General features: G+C 45.9%; 22 protein-coding genes. 9 read left to right on the top strand and 13 right to left on the bottom strand.

Going from position 1 to position 20,268, the window contains the following annotated elements; translation table 11 throughout:
* Positions 1–51: 51 nt before the first annotated feature.
* From gpsA to epmA, 4 genes are all read right to left on the bottom strand, one after another.
* Positions 52–1,041: an NAD(P)H-dependent glycerol-3-phosphate dehydrogenase gene (gene gpsA, locus BSQ33_RS10215; protein ID WP_051116182.1), complete on the bottom strand. Its 990-nt coding sequence runs from the start codon at positions 1,039–1,041 to the stop codon at positions 52–54.
* A gap of 189 nt (positions 1,042–1,230) precedes the next feature.
* On the bottom strand, positions 1,231–1,707 hold the full coding sequence (gene secB, locus BSQ33_RS10210; protein ID WP_021019578.1) for a protein-export chaperone SecB: 477 nt from the start codon (positions 1,705–1,707) through the stop codon (positions 1,231–1,233).
* Positions 1,708–1,763: 56 nt separating this feature from the next.
* The gene (locus BSQ33_RS10205) at positions 1,764–2,198 is read right to left on the bottom strand and encodes a rhodanese-like domain-containing protein (protein ID WP_021019577.1); all 435 of its coding nucleotides are present in this window, start codon (positions 2,196–2,198) and stop codon (positions 1,764–1,766) included.
* 182 nt (positions 2,199–2,380) lie between these two features.
* Complete coding sequence (gene epmA, locus BSQ33_RS10200) at positions 2,381–3,322, bottom strand: elongation factor P--(R)-beta-lysine ligase (protein WP_420070631.1); 942 nt, start codon at positions 3,320–3,322, stop codon at positions 2,381–2,383.
* A 249-nt stretch (positions 3,323–3,571) separates the two neighbouring features.
* On the opposite strand from epmA, the gene frdA reads away from it, so the two are divergent.
* From frdA to frdD, 4 genes are read left to right on the top strand one after another with little or no spacing between them, the layout of a single operon-like run.
* Complete coding sequence (frdA, locus tag BSQ33_RS10195; protein WP_088134063.1) at positions 3,572–5,377, top strand: fumarate reductase (quinol) flavoprotein subunit; 1,806 nt, start codon at positions 3,572–3,574, stop codon at positions 5,375–5,377.
* A gap of 2 nt (positions 5,378–5,379) precedes the next feature.
* Positions 5,380–6,120: a succinate dehydrogenase/fumarate reductase iron-sulfur subunit gene (locus tag BSQ33_RS10190; RefSeq protein WP_088134062.1), complete on the top strand. Its 741-nt coding sequence runs from the start codon at positions 5,380–5,382 to the stop codon at positions 6,118–6,120.
* 5 nt (positions 6,121–6,125) lie between these two features.
* On the top strand, positions 6,126–6,509 hold the full coding sequence (frdC, locus tag BSQ33_RS10185) for a fumarate reductase subunit FrdC (RefSeq protein WP_088134061.1): 384 nt from the start codon (positions 6,126–6,128) through the stop codon (positions 6,507–6,509).
* A gap of 10 nt (positions 6,510–6,519) precedes the next feature.
* On the top strand, positions 6,520–6,882 hold the full coding sequence (gene frdD, locus BSQ33_RS10180; protein WP_088134060.1) for a fumarate reductase subunit FrdD: 363 nt from the start codon (positions 6,520–6,522) through the stop codon (positions 6,880–6,882).
* A 102-nt stretch (positions 6,883–6,984) separates the two neighbouring features.
* Here frdD and efp read toward each other — a convergent pair whose 3' ends face one another.
* Complete coding sequence (gene efp / locus BSQ33_RS10175; RefSeq protein WP_088134059.1) at positions 6,985–7,551, bottom strand: elongation factor P; 567 nt, start codon at positions 7,549–7,551, stop codon at positions 6,985–6,987.
* Between the two features lie 34 nt (positions 7,552–7,585).
* On the opposite strand from efp, the gene epmB reads away from it, so the two are divergent.
* The gene (gene epmB, locus BSQ33_RS10170) at positions 7,586–8,608 is read left to right on the top strand and encodes an EF-P beta-lysylation protein EpmB (protein ID WP_088134058.1); all 1,023 of its coding nucleotides are present in this window, start codon (positions 7,586–7,588) and stop codon (positions 8,606–8,608) included.
* 37 nt (positions 8,609–8,645) lie between these two features.
* Here the strand turns inward: epmB and BSQ33_RS10165 are convergent, their stop codons facing one another.
* From BSQ33_RS10165 to BSQ33_RS10155, 3 genes are all read right to left on the bottom strand, one after another.
* Entirely contained in the window at positions 8,646–10,094 is a 1,449-nt protein-coding gene (locus tag BSQ33_RS10165) for an ATP-binding cassette domain-containing protein (RefSeq protein WP_088134057.1), read from the bottom strand.
* Positions 10,095–10,205: 111 nt separating this feature from the next.
* The gene (gene groL, locus BSQ33_RS10160) at positions 10,206–11,846 is read right to left on the bottom strand and encodes a chaperonin GroEL (protein WP_088134056.1); all 1,641 of its coding nucleotides are present in this window, start codon (positions 11,844–11,846) and stop codon (positions 10,206–10,208) included.
* Between the two features lie 75 nt (positions 11,847–11,921).
* On the bottom strand, positions 11,922–12,212 hold the full coding sequence (locus BSQ33_RS10155) for a co-chaperone GroES (protein WP_059119701.1): 291 nt from the start codon (positions 12,210–12,212) through the stop codon (positions 11,922–11,924).
* Positions 12,213–12,458: 246 nt separating this feature from the next.
* On the opposite strand from BSQ33_RS10155, the gene BSQ33_RS10150 reads away from it, so the two are divergent.
* A complete protein-coding gene (locus BSQ33_RS10150; RefSeq protein WP_088134055.1) occupies positions 12,459–13,079 on the top strand; it encodes a helix-turn-helix transcriptional regulator in 621 nt (206 codons plus the stop codon).
* A 130-nt stretch (positions 13,080–13,209) separates the two neighbouring features.
* Entirely contained in the window at positions 13,210–13,551 is a 342-nt protein-coding gene (locus tag BSQ33_RS10145; RefSeq protein ID WP_088134054.1) for a DUF3135 domain-containing protein, read from the top strand.
* A 124-nt stretch (positions 13,552–13,675) separates the two neighbouring features.
* On the opposite strand, the gene BSQ33_RS10140 is transcribed toward BSQ33_RS10145, so the two are convergent.
* Entirely contained in the window at positions 13,676–14,026 is a 351-nt protein-coding gene (locus BSQ33_RS10140; RefSeq protein ID WP_157721381.1) for a 5-carboxymethyl-2-hydroxymuconate isomerase, read from the bottom strand.
* A gap of 208 nt (positions 14,027–14,234) precedes the next feature.
* Between BSQ33_RS10140 and tpiA the strand changes: the two genes are divergently transcribed.
* Together tpiA and BSQ33_RS10130 are read left to right on the top strand one after the other, a co-directional pair.
* Positions 14,235–15,005, top strand: coding sequence for a triose-phosphate isomerase (gene tpiA / locus BSQ33_RS10135; protein ID WP_088134052.1), 771 nt, complete (start codon positions 14,235–14,237; stop codon positions 15,003–15,005).
* A 132-nt stretch (positions 15,006–15,137) separates the two neighbouring features.
* Complete coding sequence (locus BSQ33_RS10130; RefSeq protein WP_088134051.1) at positions 15,138–16,517, top strand: MATE family efflux transporter; 1,380 nt, start codon at positions 15,138–15,140, stop codon at positions 16,515–16,517.
* Between the two features lie 44 nt (positions 16,518–16,561).
* Here BSQ33_RS10130 and rraA read toward each other — a convergent pair whose 3' ends face one another.
* The 4 genes from rraA to hslV form a co-directional block, all read right to left on the bottom strand.
* Positions 16,562–17,125: a ribonuclease E activity regulator RraA gene (gene rraA / locus BSQ33_RS10125; RefSeq protein ID WP_088134572.1), complete on the bottom strand. Its 564-nt coding sequence runs from the start codon at positions 17,123–17,125 to the stop codon at positions 16,562–16,564.
* A 75-nt stretch (positions 17,126–17,200) separates the two neighbouring features.
* Positions 17,201–18,118, bottom strand: coding sequence for a 1,4-dihydroxy-2-naphthoate polyprenyltransferase (locus BSQ33_RS10120; RefSeq protein WP_088134050.1), 918 nt, complete (start codon positions 18,116–18,118; stop codon positions 17,201–17,203).
* A gap of 183 nt (positions 18,119–18,301) precedes the next feature.
* Positions 18,302–19,633: an HslU--HslV peptidase ATPase subunit gene (hslU, locus tag BSQ33_RS10115; RefSeq protein ID WP_088134049.1), complete on the bottom strand. Its 1,332-nt coding sequence runs from the start codon at positions 19,631–19,633 to the stop codon at positions 18,302–18,304.
* Between the two features lie 44 nt (positions 19,634–19,677).
* Positions 19,678–20,217: an ATP-dependent protease subunit HslV gene (gene hslV / locus BSQ33_RS10110; RefSeq protein WP_038178732.1), complete on the bottom strand. Its 540-nt coding sequence runs from the start codon at positions 20,215–20,217 to the stop codon at positions 19,678–19,680.
* Positions 20,218–20,268: the final 51 nt, after the last annotated feature.

Genomic DNA, 20,268 nt, shown 5'->3' with positions numbered 1-20,268 from the left:
CTGAGTTCTCTGTTCTGTATTGATTTCAGCGTCACGGCCTTTTAAGCTGGCTTAATGCTCCGCTTTCTTATCTCTTGAGAGTAAATCTCTCGCAGCGATTCGGGCATCTTTTCCTTGATAAAGGACCTGATAAATCTGATCGACAATCGGCATTTCGACGCCCATACGCTGGGCCAATAACCAAACTTCTTTGGTGTTACGATAACCTTCAACCACCTGACCAATCTCTTGCTGTGCCGTATTCACTGATTGCCCTTGCCCAAGCGCTAAACCAAAGCGCCGGTTTCTCGACTGATTATCGGTACAGGTTAACACTAGATCACCTAATCCAGCCATGCCCATAAAGGTCTCCGGTGCAGCCCCTAGCGTAACCCCTAATCGGCTCATTTCTGCCAGACCACGGGTTATCAATGCGGTTCGGGCATTCGCACCAAATCCCATTCCGTCAGAAATACCAGCACCAATCGCAATCACATTCTTCACGGCACCACCGAGTTGCAATCCGGTGAAGTCGGAATTGGCATAAACACGAAATGTCTTACTGCAGTGAATCTGGTCTTGTAAATCGGCAACAAACTGACTGTCGGCAGAAGCAACTGATATCGCGGTTGGCATTCCCATCGCCAGCTCTTTGGCAAATGTCGGTCCCGAAATCACGGCTAAAGCGTGCTGGTCACCAACAATATCATGCGCCACATCTTGTAACAGGCGTCCGGTTTCAGGCTCTAACCCTTTGGTCGCCCAACAGATACGGCTATCAGCTCTGAGGTATGGCTGAATCCGTTGCAGGACTTCACCAAAAACATGGCTGGGAACAACAATCAATAAATCCCGTGATGCCTGAACGGCAGCTTTTAAATCTGAAGTCACAATTAATGTTTCAGGGAAAGGAATATCCGGTAAAAAGGCGCGGTTTTCCCGATCCGATTCCAATTGCTGCATATGTTGCGGATCGTGTCCCCAGATTAAAATATTCGCGCCATTCCGGGCCAGAGATATGGCCAGAGACGTTCCATAAGAACCCGCGCCAATGACAGTCATCGCGATTGAGTTCCGGGTAATCAAATCGGTATGTGAAGTCACAATATTCTGTCCATTCAGTTCAACATGCACTATTGATGTTGATGTTATACAAAAGATATACAAAAAATGCACATAACACCTTACTGATGTCGTGTGCATTTTTATCAGGTCGTTACCAAAATACGGCTAACGGGTCAAACGACACCCTTAAGAAGCATTTTCTGGCTGAGCTTCCTCAGATGCTTGCTGCTGTAAATAGTTCATAAACAACGCATCAAAATTAACTGGTGCCAGATTCAGTTGTGGGAATGTTCCTTTCACAACCAGACTAGAAATGGTTTCACGCGCATAAGGGAAAAGAATATTCGGACAAAATGCACCTAAACAATGCGCCAGTTGTCCCGGTTCCATTTGCTCGGCAGAGAAAATCCCCGCTTGCTGAACTTCACATAAAAATGCAGTTTCATCTTCATTTTTAACGGTCACAGTCAGACGTAAAATGACTTCATAGATACCGTCACCCAGCTCTCTGTTTTGCGTATCGAGATCCAGATTGACGTTTGGATTCCAGTCTTTCTGAAAAATAACCGGAGAGTTAGGAGCTTCAAAAGAGACATCTTTTAGATAGATGCGCTGGATGGCAAAGTTCTGCTGAGGTTCTTGCTGTTGCGCTGCTTCAGACATGATATTTTCCTTATTGATTCATAATCACCAAAGAATTTCGTTCCTTGAGGATTGTACTATTTTTTACCACGAACAAGAGGAAGATTGGCTTCATTCCAGGCAACAAGACCATTTTTCAATAGACTAACCTTTTCAAAACCAGCTTTGGCCAACAACGTGGCACTCTCCTGTGCAGTTTGTCCAGTTTTACATACGACAATGATGGGGGTAGATTTACGGTTTTCAAGGGAACCATAAGATCCGGACTTAATTTCTGAAGGTAACAAGTTCACCGACTCGGTGATATGTCCTTGTCTGAACTCTTCATTAGAACGGAGATCAACCACGACACCATCTTCTTTATTGATCAGATGCGTTAATTCGTTCACCGAAATCGTCTGATATTTAGCTGTGGATGATTTAAAAATATTCAGGATAAGTGCAACTAAGATACCTACCCACGCCAGCGAAAGAATCATATTCTGCTGGAAAAACTCAATATACTCCTGCATGTCCTGTCTCTTATATTGCAGTTCAAAAACAGATTGGGAGTATAACGATGTTATTCCGAAGACGCGAGTGATTCACATCATAAACCGAAAGAGCGGCAAACTTTGCACACAGAGAATGACTCCCGCGAATCAGCTTTAACAACATAACCAGCGCCTTAATGCTGACGATGTCACGACACGTTTTAAGCATTCGGAAAAGGAAATGCGATCACATCCTGTATATGAGCCTGTCCGAGAGCCAGCATCACTAACCGATCAATACCCAAAGCAACGCCGGCGCAATGCGGCAAACCTGCCTCAAGTGCCTGAATCAAATGATAATCAATCGGTTGTTGTTCCAACCCCATTTGTAACCTTTTCTCATTATCAGCTTCAAAACGGCGCAGTTGTTCTTGTGGATCATCGAGTTCATGGAAACCATTCGCTAATTCAATGCCTTTAAAATAAACTTCAAACCGCTCAGCAACCCGATGATCCTCTGGACTCACTCGCGCAAGCGCTGCCTGCGAGGCCGGGAAATCGTAAACAAACACCGGAGCCGTCTGACCAATCGCCGGTTCCACCACCATACTAAACAGTAGTTGTAAAAGTGTATCCCGATCTTGCTCATGTTCAGCAATATCAGCAAATCCAAAATGCTGAGCTTTCATTCGCAATTCATCCATCTCGCACGATAAAGGGCAGACACCGACATGCTTGGAAAAGGCTTGCTGATAAGTAATGCGTTGTGCAGGTGGACACATCAGTATGCCTTGCAGTAAATCATCCATTTCATCCATCAACTGATGATGATCAAAGCCGACTCGATACCATTCCAGTAGAGTAAATTCAGGATTGTGATGGCGACCGCTCTCTTCATTTCTGAATGCTTTACAAAGCTGGAAAATCGAACCGGAACCGGCGGCAAGCAGACGCTTCATATGAAACTCAGGACTGGTCATAAGATACACCGCTCGACCAGAGGCAAAATCAGGTCCGAAAAACTGACTTTTGAAGGTTTGTAAATGAACATCAGTTACGGTCGCAAGGCTCATTGAGGGCGTTTCTACTTCCAAAACGCCTCTTTCGGTCAAAAAATGCCGGATAGCATTCATAAATCGAGAACGCTCACGCAGGTGAAACATTGAAATCGTTGGTTTCCAGGGTTGGTGACTCGACATGAAAAATTGGGGTCCTTACACAATAAAATCTAAAACGTGAAAGCAATCACACATGGAATAATTATATCGCTGATAAAGCATGATATTCGATTAAAAACCTAACGAAATCAATTTTTTCAGCATATGACTTCAATTAGACTAGAAAAACCCTAAAAGCAGTATGTTTTTAGATAATAAGCGGGATTCCCGCAAATCACTCACTGGAGGATAACTGTGCAAACACTTACCACAGATATCGCGGTCATCGGCGCTGGTGGCGCTGGTCTTCGTACTGCGATTGCTGCCGCAGAAGCCAACCCTGATTTACAGGTGGCTCTGATTTCAAAAGTATATCCTATGCGCTCACATACGGTTGCCGCAGAAGGAGGCTCCGCAGCAGTTATCAAGGATGAGGATAGCTTAGATAACCATTTCAACGACACTGTCGGTGGTGGGGACTGGCTTTGTGAACAGGATGTCGTGGAGTATTTTGTCGAAAACTCAACCCGGGAAATGATCCAGATGGAGCAATGGGGCTGCCCCTGGAGCCGGAAAGAAAATGGTGAAGTCAACGTCCGCCGTTTCGGTGGTATGAAAGTTGAGAGAACTTGGTTTGCCGCAGATAAAACTGGCTTTCATATGCTGCATACCCTGTTCCAAACATCCATGAAATATCCACAAATCAAACGCTTTGACGAATACTTCGTGGTTGACCTGTTGGTGGACGACGGTCAGGTACAAGGTTTGATTGCCATTCATATGGCAGAAGGTGAACTGGTCACGATTAAAGCAAAATCAGTCGTTCTGGCGACCGGTGGTGCAGGCCGTGTTTATCAATGTAATACCAATGGTGGCATTGTAACCGGTGATGGTATGGGAATGGCCTATCGTCACGGTGTGCCTCTTCGCGATATGGAATTTGTTCAATACCATCCAACCGGTCTGCCTGGAACCGGGATCCTGATGACTGAAGGGTGTCGGGGTGAAGGCGGTATTATCGTCAATAAAAATGGCTACCGTTACCTGCAAGATTACGGTATGGGACCAGAAACCCCTGTCGGCCAACCGAAAAACAAATATATGGAACTCGGTCCGCGTGACAAAGTTTCTCAGGCTTTCTGGCACGAGCAGCAAAAAGGCAACACAATTGAGCACCCACTTGGTGATGTCGTCCATTTGGATCTGCGTCATCTGGGAGCGGAATATCTGCATGAGCGTCTGCCATTTATTTGTGAGCTGGCAAAAGCTTATGTGAACGTCGATCCAGTCAAAGAGCCCATCCCAATCCGTCCGACGGTGCACTACACCATGGGTGGGATTGAAACCAATGGTCAATGTGAAACGCGGATCCAAGGCTTATTTGCTGTCGGTGAATGTTCTTCTGTTGGTCTGCACGGTGCGAACCGTCTCGGCTCGAACTCACTGGCTGAATTAGTTGTATTTGGTCGTGTTGCCGGTGAACACGCTGTCAAACGAGTTGAGGCATTCAAAGGCTGGAATGATCAAGCCATTGAAGCACAGGTCAAAGCGGTTGAACAACACCTTCAATCTCTGATGGATCAGGAAGGCGATGAGAACTGGGCCGATATCCGCACTGAAATGGGTAACGCCATGGAAGCCGGATGTGGGATCTATCGTCAGGAAGATCTGATGCAACAGACCGTTGATAAACTGGCTGAACTGAAAGAACGCTATAAGAAAATCAGCATCAAAGACAAAGGCAAAGTCTTTAACACTGACCTACTGTACGCGATTGAAATCGGACATAGTCTGGAAGTTGCCGAAGCAATGGTTCACTCCGCGATTCTCCGTAAAGAGTCCCGTGGTGCGCACCAACGTCTCGATGAAGGTTGTACCGATCGTGACGATGTGAACTACCTCAAACACTCTCTGGCATTCTATCAAAAAGATGCAGCGCCGCGGATTGACTACAGTGATGTCACCATCACCAAGTCACAACCGAAAGCTCGTCTTTACGGTGCCGCTGCTGAGCAAGCCGCCGCAGCCGAAGAAGCCAAACAGCGCGCAGAGGAGAAATAATCATGGTCACCCAACGTATTCAAAAAGTGGACATTCTGCGTTATGACCCGGAAAAAGATGCTGAGCCTTACTTACAGTCTTTTGAAGTCCCTTTCAATGAAACCATGTCGATCCTCGACGCCATTTCATATGTGAAAGATCATCTGGACAAGAACCTCTCTTATCGTTGGTCTTGTCGGATGGCGATTTGTGGCTCTTGTGGCGTGATGGTCAACGGCGTACCGAAACTCGCCTGTAAGAGTTTTCTGCGCGACTACCCGAACGGCGTGAAGATCGAGCCATTGGCAAACTTCCCGATCGAAAAAGATCTGATTGTCGATATGACACCGTTCATCGAGCGTCTGGAAGCCATTAAACCTTATATCATCGGTAATGATCGTAAACCGGAAGACGGCACCAACCTGCAAACCCCTGAGCAAATGGCAAAATATAAACAGTTTGCCGGCTGTATCAACTGTGGTTTGTGTTATGCCGCTTGTCCGCAGTTCGGCCTCAATCCGGAATTTATCGGTCCGGCTGCACTGACACTAGCGCATCGTTATAACCTCGACAGCCGTGACCATGGTCAGGCCGAGCGGATGAAACTGATCAATGGTGAAAACGGGGCCTGGGGTTGTACCTTTGTCGGTTATTGCTCTGAAGTCTGTCCGAAGAGTGTCGATCCGGCAGCGGCGGTCAACCAAGGTAAAGTGACGTCGTCCATGGACTTTGTCATTGCGATGTTGAAACCTCAGGAGGCATAAAAGAGATGAGTAATCGTAAGCCCTATGTAAGAGAAGTGAAACGGACATGGTGGAAAAGCAATCCGTTCTATCGCTTTTATATGGTCCGTGAGGCAACGGTTCTGCCGTTAATCGTGTTTACCCTCTTCCTCACTGTCGGTCTGGGATGTCTGGTGAAGGGGCCGGAAGCATGGCAGTCATGGCTGAACTTTATGGCGAACCCAGTGGTTATCATCATCAATATCATTGCGCTGATCGCCAGTTTGTTTCATGCCTATACGTTCTTTGGCATGATGCCGCAAGTGGTACCGATGCGACTAAAAGGCAAGTTAATCGATAAGAAAATTATCGTACTGAGCCAATGGGTTGCTGTTGCCGTGATTTCTGTTTTCGTGCTCATCATCGTTTAAGGAGGCTCACGTGATTAACCAAAATCCAAAACGTTCAGAAGAACCTATCTGGTGGAGCCTGTTTGGTGCCGGTGGCACTTGGTTTGCCATGATTACCCCCATCACAATTTTTGTACTGGGGATCATGGGACCAATGGGCATGCTTGATGCAGATGCCCTGAGCTATGACCGTGTTTCAGGCTTTGCGACCAATATCATTGGTGCACTGTTTGTGATTGCAACCATTGCACTTCCGATATGGCACGCAATGCACCGTGTCCATCATGGCATGCATGACCTGAAAATCCATACTGGTGTGATGGGTAAAATCGCCTGCTATGGTATTGCAGCGATCATTTCAGCGCTCGCTATCGTATTCATTTTCATGATCTAAACGATACTCACGTGCGATCAAAAAGGGCTGCCGATTCGGCAGCCCTTTTTATTTAAACTCACATGAAGCTGATGCTCATCGCGACCCCATGCTAACGCCCGTTTATTTTACGCGGCTCACATACTCAGCGGTACGTGTATCTACTTTGATGACTTCGCCAATCTGAATAAACAGAGGTACACGAACAACTGCACCAGTCGATAATGTTGCAGGTTTACCACCGGTTCCTTGAGTATCACCTTTCAGACCGGGATCAGTTTCAATGACTTCCAACTCAACGAAGTTAGGTGGCGCAACAGCAATCGGGTTGCCATTCCACAGCGTCAGCATACATGCATTATTTTCAACTAACCATTTCGCATTGTCACCGATAGCTTTTGCATCAGCAGCAATTTGTTCGAATGTTTCGCTATTCATAAAGTGATAGAATTCGCCATCGGAATAAAGATAATCCAGATCGATATCCATGACATCTGCGACTTCTGCAGAGTCTCCCGACTTAAAGGTTTTTTCCAATACTTTGCCGGAAAGCAATTTACGGATTTTAACGCGATTGAATGCCTGACCTTTACCTGGTTTTACATACTCGTTTTCGAGAATGACACAAGGCTCGTTATCGATCATAATCTTCAGACCGCCTTTAAACTCATTCGTGCTAACAGTAGCCATTATTTCCTCTTACTTGTACTTCGAGTTAAATTCAATGCCGCACATAATAACCCGAAAAATTGAATCTGTTGAGCAAAACTGGCTCAAACAACTTGCGAATGCGATCTCAGATCCAGAGCAACTGCTCAGATATCTGGAAATTGATCCCACCCCTTGGATGCAAGGATTTAAAGCTAGGAAGCTTTTTACACAGCGGGTACCACTTAGTTTTGTCGAGCGAATGGAAAAAGGGAATCCGTTCGATCCGCTGTTACGTCAAGTGCTGCCCCTCAGTCAGGAATTCGATGTTCTACCCGGATTTTCAACGGATCCACTGGCAGAACAGAACAATCAACACCCGGGGCTATTACACAAATATCAGAATCGAGTATTGCTGATTTTAAAGGGTGCATGTGCCATCAACTGTCGCTACTGTTTTCGCCGCCACTTTCCCTATCAGGACAACAAAGGCAATAAAACGGTCTGGCAAGAAAACTTAGATTACATCGCACAACACACGGAATTGAATGAGGTGATACTCTCCGGTGGCGACCCGCTCATGGCAAAAGACCATGAACTCCGTTGGTTGATTGAACAGATTGCTTTGATTCCACACATTCAGACATTGCGATTTCATTCTCGTTTGCCGGTTGTGATCCCGGAACGAATCACCCCGGCACTGACTGAGCTACTCGCTCAAACCCGTTTAAATGTGGTTTTTGTCTCCCATATCAATCATGCCCGTGAAATCAATACCTCGCTTAGTCAGGCGATGATGTCTCTGCGTCAGGCCGGTGTCACGTTGCTCAATCAGGCGGTTCTGCTTAAGGGAATCAATGACTCGGTTACAGCTCAGGTTGAACTGAGTGAAGCGCTGTTTCAGGCGGGCATTCTGCCCTACTATCTGCATGTACTGGATAAAGTTCAGGGGGCAGCCCATTTCTTTGTTGCTGATCAGGACGCAAAAACAATTATGGCAGGTTTGATTGAGCAAGTTTCCGGTTATCTCGTCCCCAGACTGACCCGGGAAATAGGTGGCCGCAGCAGTAAAACTCCACTGGACCTCCATTTAGAATAACCTGAACATTGGCAATAAGATGTTATCTGGAGGATGGTTACGCCGCCTCCGAGATACAAACTCGGTAGCCCCCCTCTGGCGCTGCAACAAAATCCACATAATTACGAATTGCAGAGAGTCGATCTTCCTCATAGTGCGAGACATACAATAACTGCGTCATATTCAATTCAGCCAGACGGTTGAGCACCGTCATCACTAAACGGCGGTTCAAGTAGTCCAATCCCTGATAGGGTTCATCGAGAATCAGTAAAACAGGCTGTTTAATTAACGCTCGCACGATTAACAATAACCGTTGCTGCCCATAATCCAGCTGCTTGAATGTGTGTTTTTCATAATGACTCATTTCCAACACCTCTAACCAATGTCGGGCAATCTGCACCTGCTTCGCTGATGGTTTTTCATAAAGACCGATCGAATCAAAGAATCCGGATAACAATACATCCAAAACGGTACAATTCACCCGGTATTGCAGATGAAGCGCTGAAGAAACTACACCAATATGGCGCTTTATATCCCAGATACTCTCACCACTGCCACGACGCATTCCCAGCACGGTAATATCGTTACAGTAACACTGAGGATGGTCACCCAAAATCAAACCGAGTAAGGTGCTTTTACCACATCCGTTCGGGCCACGAATCTGCCAATGCTGGTTTGCTTGAATCTGCCACGACAGATCCTGAAAAATCAGACCATCCGTATACTCAACCTTAACTTGATTCATCACCACTCTCGGGTTCGCCATCGAGGTGTCTGGCTCGTATTGTCGGCTCAGTGCCAGCCATGCTTCTTGTTTGTTCTCTGTCAGCGCTGTCAGTTGCTCTAAAATCGGATGCTGGCGCCATTGTTCAATCGTCATGGTCTGAGTCAACTGCTTGTCATCAAACAAGGCAATATGGGTAAGACACTCGGGGAGTTCATCTTCTCTTGAAGTAATCACAACCAATTGCATTTCATCAGCCAGTTGATTCAGGCAGTCGGTTAACTGACGACGATGCGCTACATCTAATCCGGAATAGGGTTCATGCAAAATCAGGAGCTCCGGTTTTCCCGCTAGTGCGCGGGCCAACATTAAGCGCCGTGTCTCACCGGTTGATAGCTGGCGGAATCCCCGAGCTCTCAAATGTTGCAAATCGGTCAGTTCAAGCAAATATGCAAATTCATCTTCGGTGCATCCGGCGTCCCATAACAGCGTCTCGACCGTAGAACCATAATCGATGTGGTCCTGAAAGTCGGTTTCGTCTTTGGCGATTTCATCATCCAGTAACCGCTGCTGCTCCGACAGAGACACTAAGCCAACGCTTGCAGGTTTGCCTTCAATGACATGTTCACTATCTGCCAGCGTACCGGAAAAAAGGCGAACTAAAAGTTCACTACTCTGCGCATGTGCAATAAATACTCCCCAATGCTGTGAAGGCTGAAGTTCCCAGTGAGAAATATTCAGCTGTTCCGTCGCATTCGCATAACTTAATCCTTGAATTAACATAACCACACCATCGTCAGAAAGAAGATCAACATCCTATACCAGCTACCGCTAAAATGAAAAAAGGGTGAGGAAACCTCACCCTTTTCAGATCATGCTTAGATGATGAATAAATTACATCATGCCTGGCATACCGCCCATGCCGCCGCCCATATCAGGCATTGCTGGGCCATCGCTCTTCGGTACGTCAGTCACCATCGCTTCTGTGGTAATCATCAGACCAGCAATCGATGCTGCAAACTGAAGTGCACTACGGGTTACTTTGGTTGGGTCAAGAATACCCATCTCAATCATATCGCCGTATTCACCGGTAGCTGCGTTATAACCATAGTTACCTTCGCCGCCTTTGATGTTATTCGCAACAACAGACTCTTCATCACCCGCATTGGATACGATCTGACGGATTGGAGACTCCATCGCACGTAGTGCAACACGAATACCAACGTTCTGTTCTTCGTTGTCACCTTTCAGGTCTGTCAATTGAGAAGCTGCACGAATCAGTGCCACACCACCACCGGCAACAACACCTTCTTCAACAGCAGCACGAGTCGCATGCAAAGCATCTTCGACGCGGTCTTTCTTCTCTTTCATTTCAACTTCAGTTGCGGCGCCCACTTTAATCACGGCAACACCACCGGCAAGTTTAGCAACACGCTCTTGAAGCTTCTCTTTGTCGTAATCAGATGTTGCTTCTTCAATCTGTTGACGAATTTGAACAACACGACCATCAATTGCAGCCGCTTCACCAGCACCGTCAATGACTGTAGTATTTTCTTTCGTGATAGTGACACGTTTTGCCTGACCCAAATCTTCCAGTGCTGTTTTATCCAACTCCAGACCGATTTCTTCAGAGATGACCGTGCCGCCAGTCAAAATTGCAATATCCTGAAGCATCGCTTTACGACGGTCCCCAAAACCAGGAGCCTTCACAGCAGCCACTTTCACGATACCACGCATGTTGTTCACAACGAGTGTTGCCAACGCTTCACCTTCAACATCTTCTGCAACAATCAGCAGAGGACGAGATGCTTTTGCAACTGACTCAAGTACTGGCAGTAACTCACGAATATTAGATATTTTCTTATCAACTAATAAGATAAATGGATTGTCTAGCTCAACAGAACCCGATTCTTGATTGTTGATAAAGTAAGGAGACAGGTAGCCACGATCAAACTGCATCCCTTCAACGACATCCAGCTCATCTTGTAGCGCTTGACCTTCTTCAACGGTGATAACCCCGTCGCGACCAACTTTTTCCATTGCTTCGGCAATGATGTTACCTACGCTGACATCAGAGTTCGCAGAGATTGTACCAACCTGTGCGATCGCTTTGTTATCTTCACATGGTACAGACAGACCTTTCAGCGCTTCAACAGCGGCAATCACGGCTTTATCGATACCACGTTTTAAATCCATTGGGTTCATGCCGGCAGCAACGGCTTTTAGGCCTTCATTGACGATAGACTGAGCCAGAACTGTTGCAGTTGTTGTTCCGTCACCAGCTGCATCATTTGCCTGAGATGCAACTTCTTTCACCATTTGTGCGCCCATATTCTGGAATTTATCTTCCAGTTCGATCTCACGTGCAACAGAAACACCATCTTTAGTAATGGTTGGCGCACCAAATGATTTATCCAGAACAACGTTACGGCCTTTCGGGCCCAATGTTACTTTTACTGCATCAGCCAGAACGTTTACACCTTCCAGCATTTTTACTCGTGCATCATTTCCAAACTTAACGTCTTTAGCAGCCATCTTTTATTCCCTATTTCTTAATTCGGTTTTCGTCAATTGTTTTGAATAAGAGCAAAAATTACTCAACGCCTACTTTTATTCGACAATCGCCAGAATGTCATTTTCAGCAAGGATCAATACTTCTTTGCCATCGATCTTTTCCGACTTGGTGCCGTAACCTTCAGCAAAAATAACAGTATCACCAACTTTGACGTCCAGCGGCTGAACAGTCCCATTTTCAAGCACTCGGCCGTTGCCGACAGCAAGCACTTTGCCACGTGTTGATTTTTCCGCCGCAGAACCAGTTAAAACGATCCCACCAGCAGACTTGGATTCAACTTCTTGGCGTTCAACGATAACTCGGTCATGTAATGGACGAATATTCATCGGTCGTCTCTCCTGATTTAATTATTTGTGTTGTTTATGAAAACGCTGTTTATCAGCTTGTGCTTTCTATGTGGGGGAGGAAAGTAAATATCCCAAGGGTGAACAGGTAAAAAAACGTGATCTATATAACAAAATAATAATCATTCCCGAGTTTTTCTCTCCGACAGCTTCTCATCTTCAGCCAATAGTCAATTGTTTACTTTATTAACTGAAGTCTGAATAATAGGCGGAGCAAAGAGGACACCGATGAAAACAGCCGACAAGATATTGCATACGCTTAAGCGAGAAGGCGCAGTCACTGCGAAACAACTTGCCGACCGCTTCGAAATCACCACGATGGGAGCCCGTCAACATCTTCAGTCACTTGAAGAGGATGGGCTGATCCACTTCTATGATGTCAAAGTCAAGGTGGGGCGTCCCACTCGCCACTGGACACTGACAGAGGATGGACATGCTTACTTTGCCGACCGTCACGGTGAACTCACACTTCAGGTGATTGATGCCATCGAGCAGGTATATGGCTCAGAAGGTATTGCTAAAATTGTTGCGACTAGAGAAGCGCAGACATTGGCGCAATATAACGCTGAAATTCAGACCTGTAAGACTCTGGAAGAAAAGCTTGAGATGCTCGTAACCTTACGAGAGAGAGAAGGCTACATGGTCAAGCTGGAAACGTTATCAGACGGCTACCGTCTCATCGAAAATCATTGCCCGATATGTAAAGCAGCAACACGATGCCAAAGTTTTTGCCAATCTGAATTACACATCTTTCAGTCGCTACTTGAAGGGTTATGTACTATCGAACGCCAAGAACACATCGTCTCCGGACATCGTCGTTGCAGTTATATCATCAAAAAACTCAGCTAACGTCCATTTGTTAGAAGTTCTCACATTAAGTTCACAATTTGTTCAATATTGGTTTATCATTGAGTAGTACTCAAATTAAACGAACTGAATTTGAGTCATAGGCTGGCATACAAAGAAACTGAGGTGATATATGGCCGCACCAAGTTTTTATACCGAGCTCCCCCCATTTGATGAGCTGGTAGCACTGGCTAAACACAATCCGGAAGCATTCGCGATGCTCAAACGAGATATCTGTGAAGAGATGATTCTCTCATCGTCGCGAAAGATGCAAGACCGACTCTGGGCTCAGCAAAGCCACATTGATAGAGTCGTGCGCTCCTGCAAAAATGCGGATCATGCCAATGTAAAACTGATGAGAGAGTTGAGTGCTCAGATGGTAAAATTCCAGAATGCGTTAACCAGTAACTCAACAGACGATACTCCAAGCCCTGCTGATGTGATTCCGTTTCAGCGATACAGGCCGCATGCTTAAATCAGAGATGCTGAAAGAGATGTATCTTTGAGGCTCTTTCCAAGCCAGTCTGGTTTAAAGCGCGCTCTAGGTCGTGTTTGGAACTTTAAATTCGTCATGTCCCTACCCTCGCTTGAGGGTATTTTTAACTGCGGTGTCGAATATAGTGTTGCTCAATCGCTCGCAAAAAAACTGAAATATTTTCAATTTTCTCCGCGTCTTGCTCAAAACGTTCGGTTAATTTTTCGATCACTGTATGACGAATATCAGCAACATACTCCTGACTCACTTCCACGACCAACTGTATAAAATCAGCAGAATCTAATTGTTCGCCAACAAACCACTGATGGCTCCGGATGGCATTGCTTTTGACGGATAAACCGAATCGTTGAATGGTTTCATCGTGAAGTAACACTTGATGGAGGTCTTCCAGTAACCGAGAAATATTCACGCGCTCATCAACTGGCGCTGAATATTCCATCCGAAGATTGATCATATGATGCATCCCTATCATGGCATACTGCCGAAGGTTTCGGAGCTTCCCGCTCCCACGGTAAATCGCTCTGGTAAAATAAAACCAAATAGCAACTATCTCAAATGCTCTAACCAAGAAAGTCATGATTCGTATCATGATCTACTGGGTTTTATCTGTTATATTCTGTCGAAGTCACATTTTTATACTCACTGAATTTGGAGATATTCCTATGCGTCGTCCTGTTGTTATGGGTAACTGGAAATTAAACGGAAGTAAAACAATGGTCACCGACCTGCTCTCTGGCCTGAATGCTGAACTCGAAGGCGTTGTCGGTGTTGACGTCGCGGTTGCACCACCAGCGTTGTATCTTGACCTTGCAGAACGGTTAATCAAAGAAGGCGGGAATAAGATTATCCTAGGAGCACAAAACACTGATGTGAACAATAGTGGTGCTTTCACCGGTGATATGTCTCCTCAAATGTTGAAAGACTTTGGAGCAACACACATCATTATCGGTCACTCTGAGCGTCGCGAATACCATCATGAATCTGATGAGTTTGTTGCTCAAAAATTTGCGTTCCTGAAAGAAAATGGCCTGACACCAGTATTGTGTATCGGTGAATCAGAAGCACAAAACGAAGCGGGCGAGACACTTGCCGTTTGTGCACGCCAACTTGACGCAGTGATCAAAACGCAAGGTGTTGAAGCACTCAACGGTGCGATTATCGCTTACGAACCGATCTGGGCTATCGGTACTGGTAAAGCAGCAACAGCAGAACAAGCACAAGCAATTCACGCGTCTATCCGTGCTCATATTGCAAACGAAAGTGAAGACGTTGCGAAAAATGTCGTCATTCAGTACGGCGGTTCCGTTAAAGCAGAAAATGCAGCAGAACTCTTTGCTCAACCAGACATCGATGGTGCATTGGTGGGTGGTGCAGCGTTAGACGCGAAAGGATTTGCAGCAATTGCGAAAGCAGCAGCGGCAGCCAAAGCATAACGATCAAAGATTGACGTATTTTCAAGGCCGGCATTTGTCGGCCTTTTTATCACTCCGGGACTAAACTGGCTGTTTTAACCAGAATCAAGTATGCTGTCATCCCGGTTCCTCCGATAGACATCCTTCTTTTCTATGCATGATAAACACGGGCTGCTTTCGGCACCAATTCCCGTCGTACTCCGCCGGATGACAATCCCAATGACCTTCGGCATGATATCGGTGCTGATGTTCAACTTAGTCGATACCTATTTTATTTCTCTGCTCGGGACCCACGCTCTGGCTGCCGTCAGCTATACATTCCCTGTAACTTTTGCTGTGAACTGCATCACGATGGGGATTGGTATTGGTTTATCGACCAGTATTGCGCATTCATTGGGTCAAAAATCGATACATAATGCGGCTCGCCTGACAATTCATGGTTTGTTGCTGGCCGTGGTTTTAGTCAGTATTGCTTCTGGCGTTGGTTTGTTAACGATCTCACCTCTTTTTACCTTACTCGGTGCCCAGCCCGCATTACTGCCTTTGATACAGCAGTATATGTCCGTTTGGTATCTTGCCATACCATTACTGGTCATTCCTATGGCTGGGAATAGTGCTATCCGGGCAACCGGAGATACCAGAACACCGGCACTACTCATGATCCTATCTGGCAGTATCAACGGTATTTTAGATCCATTACTCATCTTCGGTTACGGACCTTTTCCGGAACTTGGGATTCAAGGTGCAGCGATTGCCAGTGCGATTAGCTGGTGTACAGCCTTGGTTGGCACGTTATATATTCTATTTTATCGGAAACGGCTAGTTACACGACCTGACTGGCGCTCATTATGGCAAGACTGGAAACAGGTTTTACGGATTGGTACACCCGCTGCCTTGTCCAACGCGATGAACCCGATTTCCGGTGCATTGTTGATGATACTACTCTCCCAACATGGCACCGTAGCGGTCGCCGCATATGGTGCAGCACAACGTGTTGAATCGATTCTGATTCTGGTGCTGATGTCGTTAACGTCAACACTCACACCTTTCTTAGCGCAGAATTTTAGTGCCGATAACCCACAAAGAGGCTTTGCCGGACTTTTCTTGAGCATCCGGTTTTCGGTGGTATTCCAAGGCCTTATTTTCTTAATGATGGTCCCGCTAAGCATCCCTCTTTCTGCGCTGTTCTCACAGGAAACACAGGTTCGAGAAATACTCTGGCATTATTTATTAATTGTGCCATTGAGTTATGGATTTCAGGGGATTGTGATGATGATTGTTTCAGCATTGAACGCGCTCAACCAACCACTGAAAGCCTTTAGTTGGAACTTTATGCGTCTGTTTCTTTTTACGCTACCTTCAGCCTGGATCGGCTCACAACTCTGGCAAATCAATGGATTATTTGCAGGGATTGCTATCGGCAATATTCTTGGTGGGGTATTCGGATATTTTCAGGCTTTATCTTTACGACGACAAAGCCTGAGATCCAGTGGCAAGAAAGCCAGTCACAGGAGACAAGACAACGAGCCGTAAGCAATAAACGGCTCTTACATCAGACAAACGCTTATATCAGGCGATTAAATCCGCTCTTCGTCTTCTGCTGCAATGACATCATCGTCATCATCGAGCTCTTCCTCATCCAACTCAGCCTCTTCAAGGTCAGTATTCAAAGGTTCCTGAGAAAGAATGATACCGGTACTGTCTGCATAAAGGTAGTCTTCAGGTAAGAAGGTAACACCGCCAAAATTCACGGGGATATCGATCTCACCGATACTTTGTGCAGCAGCGCCAACAGGAATTGATGTCATGGCCTGAATACCAATATTCATTTCTTCCAGTTCGTCCACTTCACGGACACACCCGTAAACAACCAGTCCTTCCCACTCATTTTCTTCAGCAAGTACAGCTAATTCAGAGTCAATCAGGGCACGACGTAAAGAACCACCGCCATCAATCAATAGCACCCGTCCCAAACCGTCTTGCTCAAGCACTTCTCGGATCAAACCATTATCTTCAAAACATTTGACCGTTGTTATCTGGCCGGCAAAAGAGGCTCGTCCACCAAAATTACTGAACATCGGTTCTACAACATCAACCTGATCGAAATAAATATCACAAAGTGCAGATGTATTGTATTCCATGGCAACCATTCTCACAGCGAAAGTATCTTAAACGAGTATATCGACTATGTAAGTCATTGCAATGACAAAGCTCAATTAACTGATCAGTGTTTGAGCAACGACCACCCCGACAAACAATAAATTTGTCACAATAGAACATCGGACGACGGCAGGTAACATCGGAGCGATATGCACTGGTTGTTCAGCTTCCCAAATGGCAACCGCATGTTTGACCATCGCCACCAAACTGAGTAGAAAAGGAAGAGCAAGCCAGAGCGGATCGGTCTGTAACCACAAATATAAACTAAACGTGAAAACAGCCCCTGCTAACAGAATAAAGTGATATTTTTTTGCCAGAATCGGGCCTAAACGAACCGCGATTGTCCGCTTGCCACAGATTTCATCATTTTCGATATCCCGCATATTATTGACATTCAATACTGCGACAGCCAATAAACCACAAGCGATCGATGGCAGGAGTAGCGTCGAATTCAAGTGACCGGTATAGAGAAAATAAGTCCCGGAAACCCCCAACAAGCCAAAGAAGATAAACACGGAGACATCACCAAGCCCGACATAACCATAAGGCTTATTCCCCATGGTATAAGCAACCGCAGCGATCATCGCCATAACGCCAAGACCTATAAAAACCAAAATATTGTCAAGCGAATCGAGGGCATACAGAATCAATGCCATGCCAGAAACAACCGTGAGCAGCACATTGATCATCATGGCATATTTCATGTCTTTCAATGTCACAGCACCCGACTGAATGGCTCGCATAGGACCTAATCGAGCGTCATTATCGGTTCCTTTCACCGCATCGCCATAATCATTGGCAAGGTTAGACAAAATTTGCAGTAAGATAGCCGTGACCAAAGCTAAAATTGCTATCGGCCACGAAAAATGCTTTTCAGAAAAAGCTAGGGCACTTCCTGTGAGGATCGAAATCAATGCCAAAGGCAAGGTTTTCGGTCTAGCCGCATCCATCCAAATCGAAATAGAGTTCATCATGATTACAGCCTAGTGGACGTCAAGGGCCCTAGTATACGATGAAATCATTGATAATAAAAAGCCCGCATAAAAATGCGAGCTTTTATATTCGGATGACATCAAAGTGACCAGTAAACAAATGATACCGAACCGGTAATGGAGAGCACGGATATCATTGTCTCTGTCACCTATCGAATGCCATGCTTACAGAATAAAGCGGCTGAGGTCTTCATCGCCAACCAACTCACCGAGACGCTCTTTCACATAGTCAGCATTAATGGTGAATGATGAGCCTGCTTTATCGGTCGCATCGAAGGAAATCTCATCCATCAAGCGTTCCATCACCGTATGCAAACGGCGAGCCCCGATATTCTCAGTCGTTTCATTCACCTGCCAAGCGGCATCCGCAATCTGCGCAATCCCATCTTCAGAGAAATCAATCGACACATTTTCTGTGGCCATCAACGCCTGATATTGCTCTGTCAGCGACGCTTTCGGTTCAGTCAGGATACGTTTGAAATCATCACTACTCAGCGCTTCCAGTTCAACTCGAATGGGTAAACGCCCTTGTAATTCAGGAATCAGATCCGACGGTTTAGCAACCTGAAATGCTCCGGAAGCAATGAATAGAATATGATCCGTTCTGACCATACCGTGCTTGGTCGATACCGTACTACCTTCGATCAATGGCAGCAGATCGCGCTGCACCCCTTCTCGCGACACATCAGGGCCGGAGACTTCACCACGCTTACAGATTTTGTCGATCTCATCGACGAACACAATACCGTGGTTCTCAACATTAAAGATGGCTTGTTCTTTCAGTTCATCCTGATTGACCAGTTTCGCAGCTTCTTCTTCCGTTAACGCCTTAAACGCATCTTTAATCTTCAGCTTACGTTTCTTTTGCGTGTTTCCGGCCAGGTTTTGGAACATGCCCTGTAACTGGTTGGTCATTTCTTCCATACCCGGAGGTGCCATAATTTCAACACCCATTTGCGGTGCTGCGACATCGATTTCAATTTCTTTATCATCGAGCTGACCTTCACGTAATTTCTTACGGAATACCTGTCTGGTATGGGAATTATCTTCAGCTCGTTCTTCTTCACCCCAGGAGTCACGCGGTGGTGGCAGCAATACATCAAGAATGCGTTCTTCAGCTAACTCTTCGGCTCGGAACTGCACCTTTTCCATCGCTTGCTGATGGGTCATTTTTACCGCGACATCGGTCAGGTCCCGGATGATCGATTCAACTTCTTTACCGACATAACCAACTTCAGTAAATTTTGTGGCTTCAATTTTCATAAATGGAGCATTTGCTAACTTTGCCAAACGCCGAGCAATTTCAGTTTTACCTACCCCAGTAGGACCAATCATCAAAATATTTTTGGGCGTCACTTCGACACGCAGACTTTCTTCCAACTGCATGCGGCGCCAGCGATTCCTTAAAGCAATCGCGACCGCTCTTTTCGCTTTGTCCTGACCGATAATATGACGATTGAGTTCATGAACAATTTCACGAGGAGTCATTTCAGACATGCTTATTTCCTTTGTTCTGTATTGCAGAGGCTATCGAATAGTTTCTATGATTCACTTTGAGGAATATCAAGCACTTCGATAGTCTGGAAATGGTTAGTGAACACACAGATATCCCCTGCAATTTGCAGCGCTTTTTCAGCGATTTCCTGCGCGTCCAGATCGGTATTTTCTAGTAAAGCTGTCGCAGCGGCCTGTGCATAATTACCACCAGAACCAATTGCGATCAGATCATGTTCTGGCTGAACAACATCACCATTACCGGTAATAATGAGTGAAGCGGTCTCATCAGCAACGGCTAAAATCGCTTCCAAACGGCGCAGGGCGCGATCACTTCGCCAATCTTTGGCAAGTTCAACAGCCGCCTTGACCAGATGTCCTTGATGCATTTGCAACTTGCTTTCAAAACGCTCAAATAATGTAAATGCATCCGCTGTACCGCCAGCGAATCCAGCCAGTATCTTATCGTTATACAGGCGGCGCACCTTGCGGGCATTTCCTTTCATCACGGTATTACCCAGAGAAACTTGACCATCTCCGGCAATAACAACTTTATTATCACGACGGACGGATACGATTGTAGTCACGAGTGGACCTCTTCCATTTTATAAAGTGTGTTAGAAAACTATATAAGGACA

The sequence above is a fragment of the Vibrio gazogenes genome, assembly GCF_002196515.1.
Lineage (GTDB): Bacteria > Pseudomonadota > Gammaproteobacteria > Enterobacterales > Vibrionaceae > Vibrio > Vibrio gazogenes_A.
Note: the sequence above shows the minus strand (reverse complement) of the source record. Positions and strands in the feature narration are given on the sequence as shown.

Coding starts and splice junctions, on each gene's coding strand:
- epmA (WP_420070631.1), bottom strand. CDS start 3,322: ATGTTTCACCTGCGTGAGCGTTCTCGATTTATGAATGCTATCCGGCAT.
- BSQ33_RS10140 (WP_157721381.1), bottom strand. CDS start 14,026: ATGATCAATCTTCGGATGGAATATTCAGCGCCAGTTGATGAGCGCGTG.
- gpsA (WP_051116182.1), bottom strand. CDS start 1,041: ATGACTGTCATTGGCGCGGGTTCTTATGGAACGTCTCTGGCCATATCT.
- hslU (WP_088134049.1), bottom strand. CDS start 19,633: ATGTCTGAAATGACTCCTCGTGAAATTGTTCATGAACTCAATCGTCAT.
- secB (WP_021019578.1), bottom strand. CDS start 1,707: ATGTCTGAAGCAGCGCAACAGCAAGAACCTCAGCAGAACTTTGCCATC.
- rraA (WP_088134572.1), bottom strand. CDS start 17,125: ATGGAATACAATACATCTGCACTTTGTGATATTTATTTCGATCAGGTT.
- BSQ33_RS10190 (WP_088134062.1), top strand. CDS start 5,380: ATGGTCACCCAACGTATTCAAAAAGTGGACATTCTGCGTTATGACCCG.
- BSQ33_RS10145 (WP_088134054.1), top strand. CDS start 13,210: ATGGCCGCACCAAGTTTTTATACCGAGCTCCCCCCATTTGATGAGCTG.
- BSQ33_RS10165 (WP_088134057.1), bottom strand. CDS start 10,094: ATGTTAATTCAAGGATTAAGTTATGCGAATGCGACGGAACAGCTGAAT.
- BSQ33_RS10155 (WP_059119701.1), bottom strand. CDS start 12,212: ATGAATATTCGTCCATTACATGACCGAGTTATCGTTGAACGCCAAGAA.
- BSQ33_RS10130 (WP_088134051.1), top strand. CDS start 15,138: ATGCATGATAAACACGGGCTGCTTTCGGCACCAATTCCCGTCGTACTC.
- BSQ33_RS10120 (WP_088134050.1), bottom strand. CDS start 18,118: ATGATGAACTCTATTTCGATTTGGATGGATGCGGCTAGACCGAAAACC.
- efp (WP_088134059.1), bottom strand. CDS start 7,551: ATGGCTACTGTTAGCACGAATGAGTTTAAAGGCGGTCTGAAGATTATG.
- frdC (WP_088134061.1), top strand. CDS start 6,126: ATGAGTAATCGTAAGCCCTATGTAAGAGAAGTGAAACGGACATGGTGG.
- groL (WP_088134056.1), bottom strand. CDS start 11,846: ATGGCTGCTAAAGACGTTAAGTTTGGAAATGATGCACGAGTAAAAATG.
- BSQ33_RS10205 (WP_021019577.1), bottom strand. CDS start 2,198: ATGCAGGAGTATATTGAGTTTTTCCAGCAGAATATGATTCTTTCGCTG.
- tpiA (WP_088134052.1), top strand. CDS start 14,235: ATGCGTCGTCCTGTTGTTATGGGTAACTGGAAATTAAACGGAAGTAAA.
- epmB (WP_088134058.1), top strand. CDS start 7,586: ATGCCGCACATAATAACCCGAAAAATTGAATCTGTTGAGCAAAACTGG.
- BSQ33_RS10150 (WP_088134055.1), top strand. CDS start 12,459: ATGAAAACAGCCGACAAGATATTGCATACGCTTAAGCGAGAAGGCGCA.